2 protein-coding genes are annotated in these 9,225 nt (G+C 39.8%); both read left to right on the forward strand.

Features of this window, described 5'->3' with window-relative positions; genetic code table 11:
- On the forward strand, positions 1-8,325 hold an 8,325-nt coding region (locus tag DVJ99_RS11850), incomplete at its 5' end, for a Rib/alpha-like domain-containing protein (RefSeq protein WP_114604384.1).
- A gap of 413 nt (positions 8,326-8,738) precedes the next feature.
- Positions 8,739-9,140 (forward strand): hypothetical protein, encoded by a 402-nt coding sequence (locus DVJ99_RS11855; protein ID WP_162912207.1) that lies wholly within the window; start codon positions 8,739-8,741, stop codon positions 9,138-9,140.
- Positions 9,141-9,225: the final 85 nt, after the last annotated feature.

Here is a 9,225-nt window from a genome sequence, read left to right on the forward strand (position 1 = left end):
TACCCAGATGGTACAAAAGATCATGTTAATGTACCGGTAACAGTTGGCGAACAACCGCAAAATGAAAAGTACCAACCAGCAACAGGAGAAATTACAAAACCATTTGGTACACCAACAAGCGAAGCAGAAGTGAAAGGCAAAGTAAGTGTGCCGAACTTCCCAGCAGGGGGAACACAACCAACGTACACAGTGGACACAAGCAAATTACCTAACGGTCAAACGTCAGGAGAATTCCAAGTCCCAGTGACAGTCACTTATCCGGATAAAACAACAGATAAAGTGAATGTAAAAGTTACGGTAGGTCCGAAGGACTCAGATACGTACCAACCAACAACAGGTACAATTACGAAACCGTTTGGTCAAGCAGCGACACCGGAAGAAGTAAAAGGCAAAGTAAGTGTTCCAAACTTCCCTAAAACAGGTGCGCAACCAACGTACACAGTGGACACAACGAAAATCCCTAACGGTCAAACACCGGGTACAGTGAAAGTTCCAGTAACAGTCACATATCCGGACAAAACAACAGATACTGTAGAAGTCACAGTTATTACTGGACCTAAAGACAGTGAAACGTATGAACCAACAACAGGAGAAATCACTAAGCCGTTCGGAACTCCAACTACAGCTGAAGAAGTGAAAGGTAAAGTAAGTATTCCAAACTTCCCAGCAAATGGTCCTCAACCGACATTAACAGTGGATAATACGAAAGTTCCTAATGGTCAAACATCAGGTGAGTTCAATGTACCTGTAACAGTAACTTACCCAGATGGCACTACTGATCAAGTGAATGTAAAAGTTACAGTTGGCAAACAACCTGATAAAGATAAATACAATCCTGTAGGCGGAACAATCGAAAAACCATTTGGCACACCAACAAGTGCAGATGAAGTCAAAGGTAAAGTAACAGTGCCTGGATTCCCTAAAGAAGGTCCTCAACCAACAGTTACAGTAGATAAACCTAATGAATTACCTAATGGTGAAACAACAGGCGTATTTAATGTACCTGTAACAGTAACTTATCCAGATGGTACGAGTGAAAAAACAAATGTTAAAGTCGCAGTAGGCAAACAAGCGGATAATGCAAAATACGAACCAACAACAGGAGAAATTGAAAAACCTTATGGCGGACATACAACAGTTAACGAAGTTATAGGAAAAGTTTCAGTTCCTGATTATCCAGCATCAGGTGAACAACCTGTATTTACTGTGGACACAACTAAAATTCCTGACGGACAAACATCAGGAGAATTCCAAGTTCCAGTAACAGTGACATATCCTGATAAAACAACGGATACAGTCAATGTCAAAGTAACAGTAGGTCCAAAAGACTCTGATACGTACCAACCAGTAGCTGGCGAAATCACAAAACCATTCGGTACACCGACAACAGTCGATGAAGTGAAAGCGAAAGTGACTGTACCAAATTATCCAACAGATAAAGGTACACCAGTGGTAACAGTAGATGATCCTACTAAAGTTCCAAATGGTCAAACAAGCGGAGAATTCGATGTACCAGTAACAGTGACATATCCTGACGGCACAACTGATAAAGCAACAGTTAAAGTTACAGTAGGTAACCAAGCGGATAACGCGAAATATGAACCGACAACAGGTGAAATCACAAAACCATTTGGTACACCGACAACTGCCGATGAAGTGAAAGGCAAAGTAACAGTGCCAGACTTCCCAGCAGATAAAGGTACACCAGTGGTAACAGTGGATGATCCGACAAATGTTCCGGATGGCCAAACTGAAGGTGTATTCGATGTACCAGTAACAGTGACATACCCAGACGGCACAACAGACAAAGTAACAGTTAAAGTCACAGTAGGTAATCAAGCAGATAATGCAAAATATGATCCGACTGCCGGAGAAATCACAAAACCATTTGGTACACCGACAACAGTTGAAGAAGTGAAAGGCAAAGTAACAGTACCAGGCTTCCCAACAACAGGTGATCAACCTGTAGTGACAGTGGATGAAACAAAAGTACCAGACGGTCAAACGTCAGGAGAATTCCAAGTCCCAGTGACAGTCACTTACCCAGACAAAACAACAGACACTGTTAATGTCAAAGTGACAGTAGGACCAAAAGATTCTACAACTTATGAACCAACAGTGGAAAATATTACTAAACCTTACGGTACACCGACAACAGTTGAAGAAGTGAAAGGCAAAGTAACAGTACCAGACTTCCCAGCAGATAAAGGTACACCAGTAGTGACAGTAGATGATCCTACTAAAGTTCCAAATGGCGAAACAACAGGTGTGTTTGATGTACCAGTGACAGTCACATACCCAGATGGCACAACAGACAAAGTAACAGTTAAAGTTACAGTTGGCGATCAAGCAGATAACGCAAAATATGAACCGACAACAGGTGAAATTACAAAACCATTTGGTACACCAACAACAGCCGATGAAGTGAAAGGTAAAGTAAGTGTTCCAGACTTCCCTAAAGAAGGTACACAACCAACATTGTCTGTAGATGAAAGTAAAATTCCTAATGGTCAAACACCAGGTTCAGTAGATGTACCAGTAACAGTGACATATCCAGACGGCACAACTGATGTTGTAAATGTCAAAGTTACAACAGGTGAACAACCACAAAATGAAAAATATGAGCCAACATTTGAAAATATCACAAAACCATATGGTACACCGACAACTGCCGATGAAGTGAAAGGCAAAGTAACAGTACCAGACTTCCCAGCAGATAAAGGTACACCAGTAGTGACAGTAGATGACCCTACTAAAGTTCCAAATGGTGAAACAACAGGTGTGTTTGATGTACCAGTAACAGTGACATATCCAGATGGTACAACTGACAAAGTAACAGTTAAAGTTACAGTCGGCGATCAAGCAGATAATGCGAAATATGATCCGAAAGCCGGAGAAATTACAAAACCATACGGTCAACCTACAACAACGGATGAAGTAAAAGGTAAAATAACAGTTCCAGGCTATCCAGAAAATGCTCAACCATATGTAGTGACAGTAGATGAAACAAAAGTTCCAGACGGTCAAACAAGTGGTGAATTCGAAGTACCGGCAACAGTGACTTACCCAGATAAAACAACTGATACAGTCAATGTCAAAGTAACGGTAGGACCAAAAGATTCAGATACGTACCAACCAACAGCTGGCGAAATCACAAAACCATTTGGCACACCTACAACAGCTGATGAAGTAAAAGCAAAAGTCACAGTACCAAACTTCCCAGCAGATAAAGGCACACCAGTGGTAACAGTAGACAACCCATCACAATTACCTGATGGAAATACTGAAGGTACAACACCAGTAGATGTGACAGTGACATATCCGGATGGTACAAAAGATCACGTAACAGTAAATGTTACAGTAGGTAATCAAGCGGATAATGCGAAATACGAACCAACAACAGGAGAAATCACAAAACCTTATGGCACACCAACAACAGTTGATGAAGTAAAAGGCAAAGTAACAGTACCAAACTTCCCAACAACAGGTGATCAACCTGTAGTGACAGTAGATGAAACAAAAGTTCCAGATGGTCAAACAAGTGGAGAATTCGAAGTACCGGCAACAGTGACTTACACAGATAAAACAACTGATACAGTCAATGTCAAAGTAACAGTAGGTCCAAAAGACTCTGATACGTACCAACCAGTAGCTGGTGAAATCATAAAACCATTTGGTACACCAACAACAGCTGATGAAGTAAAAGCAAAAGTCACAGTACCAAACTTCCCATCAGATAAAGGTACACCAGTAGTGACAGTAGATGACCCTACTAAAGTTCCAAATGGTGAAACAACAGGTGTGTTTGATGTTCCAGTTACAGTGACATATCCAGACGGTTCAACTGACAAAGTAACTGTCAAAGTTACAGTTGGCGAACAAGCAGATAATGCAAAATATGAACCAACAACAGGAGAAATTACAAAACCATTCGGTACACCAACAACAATTGAAGAAGTAAAAGGTAAAGTAACAGTACCAGACTTCCCAACAACAGGTGACCAACCAGTAGTAACAGTGGATGAAACAAAAGTTCCAGACGGTCAAACAAGTGGAGAATTCGAAGTTCCAGTAACAGTGACTTACCCAGACAAAACAACTGACACAGTCAATGTCAAAGTAACGGTAGGACCAAAAGATTCTACAACTTATGAACCAACAGTAGAAAACATCACAAAACCATTTGGTACACCAACAACAGTTGAAGAAGTAAAAGGTAAAGTCACAGTACCAAACTTCCCATCAGATAAAGGTACACCAGTAGTGACAGTAGATGACCCTACTAAAGTTCCAAATGGTGAAACAACAGGTGTGTTTGAAGTTCCAGTAACAGTGACATATCCAGATGGTACAACTGACAAAGTAACAGTTAAAGTTACAGTTGGCGAACAAGCAGATAATGCAAAATATGAGCCAACAACAGGAGAAATTACAAAACCATTCGGTACACCAACAACAGTTGAAGAAGTAAAAGGCAAAGTAACAGTGCCAAACTTCCCAACAACAGGTGACCAACCAGTAGTAACAGTATATGAAACAAAAGTTCCAGATGGTCAAACAAGTGGAGAATTTGAAGTTCCAGTAACAGTGACTTACCCAGATAAAACAACAGACACTGTTAATGTCAAAGTGACAGTAGGACCAAAAGATTCAGAAACGTACCAACCAACAGCTGGAGAAATAACAAAACCTTATGGCACACCAACAACAGTTGAAGAAGTGAAAGGTAAAGTAACAGTGCCAAACTTCCCAGCAGATAAAGGCACACCAGTGGTAACAGTGGATGATCCATCACAATTACCTGATGGCAATACTGAAGGTACAACACCAGTAAATGTAACAGTGACATATCCAGATGGCACAAAAGACCATGTAACAGTAAATGTGACAGTGGGCAAACAACCGGATAATACGAAATATGAACCTACTACTGAAAAAGTAGAAAAACCATATGGTACACCTACAACTGCAGAAGATGTGGTATCAAAAGTAACGGTTCCAGGTTTCCCTAAAGAAGGTCAACAACCAACAGTAACAGTAGATGATCCGACTAAATTACCAAAAGGTGACCAACCTGGCACATACGATGTTCCAGTAACAGTCACTTACCCAGACGGCACAACTGATAAAGTAACAGTGAAAGTAACAGTTGGAGAACAACCGCAAAATGATAAATATGATCCAAGAGCAGGAGAAATTATTAAACATTTCGGTACACCAACAACAGTTGATGAAGTAAAAGATAAAGTGACAGTTCCAGGCTATCCAAAAGACGGTCAACCATATGTAGTAACAGTGGACGAATCTAAAATCCCTAATGGTCAAGTTTCAGGAGAGTTCGAAGTACCAGCTACAGTAACATATCCTGATAAAACAACAGATACAATTACTGTCAAAGTAACGGTAGGACCAAAAGATTCAGATACGTACCAACCAACAGTGGATAATATTGAAAAACCATATGGCACACCGACAACAGCTGATGAAGTAACATCAAAAGTAACAGTACCAGGCTTCCCTAAAGAAGGAACACAACCAAAAGTAACAGTGGATAACCCAGCGTTGATCCCAGATGGAAAAGTACCAGGCACATACGAAGTACCAGTAACAGTCGCTTATCCGGATGGCACAAAAGATCATACAACAGTCACAGTTGTAGTAGCGCCAAAAGATTCAGACACTTATGAACCAGTGGTACAACCGATTGAAAAACCATATGGTCAACCAACAACAGCTGAAGATGTGATATCAAAAGTAAGCGTTCCAGGCTTCCCAACTACTGGAGAACAACCGAAAGTAACAGTAGATAATCCAGCGTTGATTCCGGATGGAAAAGTCCCAGGCACATACGAAGTACCAGTAACGGTCACTTACCCAGATGGCACAAAAGATCATATTACTGTTCAAGTAACTGTAGGACCAAAAGATTCAGATATCTTTGAACCGACAACAGAAAAAGTAGAAAAACCATTTGGTACACCTACAACTGTAGAAGATGTCGTATCAAAAGTAAGTATTCCAGGTTATTCTAAAGCGGATAATCCATATAAAGTAACAGTGGATAACCCAGCATTGATTCCAGATGGAAAAGTCCCAGGTACTTATGAAGTACCGGTTACAGTGACATATCCAGATGGTTCACAAGATCATGTAACTGTACAAGTAGTTGTAGCACCACAACCGTTAAATGATAAATACGAACCTACTGCTGAAAAAGTAGAAAAACCATATGGTACACCTACAACTGCAGAAGATGTCGTATCAAAAGTAACAGTACCAGGCTACCCAACTACTGGTGACCAACCAAAAGTAACAGTAGATGATACTTCATTAATTCCAGACGGAACAGTTCCAGGCACATATGAAGTACCTGTAACAGTGACGTATCCGGACGGCACGAAAGATTATATTACTGTTCAAGTAACTGTGGAACCAAAAGACTCAGACACTTATGAACCAGTGACACAACCAATCGGAAAACCATTTGGCGGTCATACAACAATTGATGAAATTGTTTCAAGAGTAAGTGTTCCAGGTTTCCCAACTACTGGTGACCAACCAAAAGTGACAGTGGATAATCCAACGTTAATTCCAAGCGGATCAATCCCAGGCACATACGAAGTACCAGTGACAGTGACTTACCCAGATGGCACAAAAGACCATACAACAGTCACAGTAATAGTAGCTCCGAAAGACTCAGACACTTATGAACCAGTGACACAACCAATTGAAAAACCATTTGGCGGTCATACAACAATTGATGAAATTGTTTCAAGAGTAAGTGTTCCAGGCTACCCAACTAATGGCAGCCAACCAAAAGTGACAGTGGATAATCCAACATTAATTCCAAGCGGATCAATCCCAGGCACATATGAAGTACCAGTGACAGTGACTTACCCAGATGGCACAAAAGACCATACAACAGTTACAATTACAGTACTTCCTCAACCAGATGCTGATGTGTTCAAACCAGCTTACAACGATAGCCAAGTGAACCCAGGTCAAGCAGTTGTAATTCCTCAAACAGGCGATCGTGTACCAGCAGGTTCAACTTTCGAAGTTGTGAATAACAGCGGCAAAGATCATGGATGGACTGCAACTGTTGATAAATCAACTGGTTTAGTTACTGTAACTGCTCCGAAAGATGCTTTAGAAGGAGATAAAACTACAGTAAAAGTTGTAGTCACTTATCCAGACGGCACAAAAGATACAGTTGAAGTAACAGTTACTGCACATGATACAATTGCGCCAGAAGCACCAGTTGTTAACTCAATTGAAGCAGGTGCTAAAGTAATTACAGGTACAGGCAAAGAGCCAGGTACAAAAGTAACAGTGACATTCCCAGACGGTTCTACTGTAACAACACAAGTAGGCATAGATGGTAAATGGACAGTAGATGTCCCTGCAAATGTAGTATTGAAAGATGGAGATACTGTTAAAGCAGTGATTACTGACAAAGCAGGCAACACATCAAAAACAACAACTACAACTGTAAAAGATACAGTTGCACCAGATGCGCCAGTTGTTAACCCAATTGAAGCAGGTGCTAAAGTCATCACAGGAACTGCAGAACCAGGTACAAAAGTAACAGTAACATTCCCAGACGGTACTACTGTAACAACACAAGTAGGCATAGATGGTAAATGGACAGTAGAGGTCCCTGCGAATGTAGTATTGAAAGATGGAGATACTGTCAATGCGGTAAGTATTGATAAAGCAGGCAACACATCGAAAACAACAACTACAACTGTAAAAGACACAGTTGCACCAGAAGCACCATGTGTGAATAATGTTCATACTGGAGATAAAACAGTTTCAGGAACTGCAGAGCCAGGTACAACAGTAACAGTGACATTCAAAGATGGTTCTACTGCAACAGCACAAGTAGACCAAAATGGTAAATGGACTGTTAAAGTACCATCATGCGTAACATTGAAAGCAGGAGACAAAGTTTCTGCAGTAGCTGTAGATGAAGCTGGCAATGTTTCTAGAACAGCAACAGCAGTTGTAGAAAGCAATGGCGAAGGGGTACCAACGTCTAAAGACGGTAAAGTGAAACCTCAAGAACCAAAAGCAAACAATGCAAAACAAGCACCATCAAAACCATCAGAAGCAAAAGCATCAAATGCGAAAGCAAAAGTTTCTAAACAAGCTTCTGGTAAAGCAGCTCAAAAATCACCTGAAAAAGCAGCTCAAAAAGCAAAAGCATTACCAAAAACAGGTGAAAACACTTCAAATAGTGGTGTATTATTCGGCGGATTATTTGCAGTACTAGGATCAATCCTATTATTCAGAAAACGTCGCAACCACGATGACAACAAATAAAACTAAGCCATAGCTAGTTTTAAAGGTCGTACTCTTTATTGAGTGCGACCTTTTTCAATACTATAGGGAAATCCCTGATTTTGTATTTAACCTTAATTAATTTTTGAAAAAGTATTCTATTCTGAACAACTTTGTTATATGATAGTTAGGTTAATTCTCACAAGAGAACCCCTTTAACACACACTTCGCAAACGACCCTTTTTGTTTGCATTTCACTTTTAACTACACTTTTTTAATCACTTTTATATCCATTTTTATGAATTATCTTGCGTTATTTTATCAACTTAATAGGAGCAGCAACTATGGACTGTACATACAATATTTTTACTTCAACTTTTTGTAATTTCGAATTAATGCATAACAGCCAGTACATTACAGTATATTTTGTGATAAGCGGCAGAGCAAAAATGATCATGGATGAAAGGAAAGCTGAGTATTCGGCAGGAGATATCTTTATCACTACGCCGGAAATGAGAGTCTCGCATATCCAAAGTATTAAAGGCAGTATTATTTGTCTGTCTATTAATAAAATCCACTTTAATAAATACTATTTAAGAATCTCGGGGAAAATCAAGAAAACACATGAAATCAAATGCGGCATGAAGAAAGCTATGCTGAACTATATTCGTTATGTGTATGAGGAAGATCTGCTGATGGCAGATATTAATGTCATTAAACTGATTAATTATATGCATATATACTATAGTGAATTTGATAGTTATATATTTAACTTCACGAGAAATGAAATAATAGTTAAAGCGATTACACATATTAATAATAACTATAAAGCACCTTTGGCATTGAGGGATGTGTAGTGAACCCCAAAAGTTGAACTTTTTGATTAAACTATTTTCCTAAGGCAAGATTTCTGTACTCAACAGGAGTCTTGCCTTTTAAATT

The organism is Staphylococcus sp. EZ-P03, assembly GCF_003344575.1.
Classification (GTDB): domain Bacteria; phylum Bacillota; class Bacilli; order Staphylococcales; family Staphylococcaceae; genus Staphylococcus; species Staphylococcus simulans_B.

Excerpts from the sequence above, each read along its gene's own strand:
- DVJ99_RS11855 (WP_162912207.1), top strand. The coding sequence starts at position 8,739 with ATGGATGAAAGGAAAGCTGAGTATTCGGCAGGAGATATCTTTATCACT.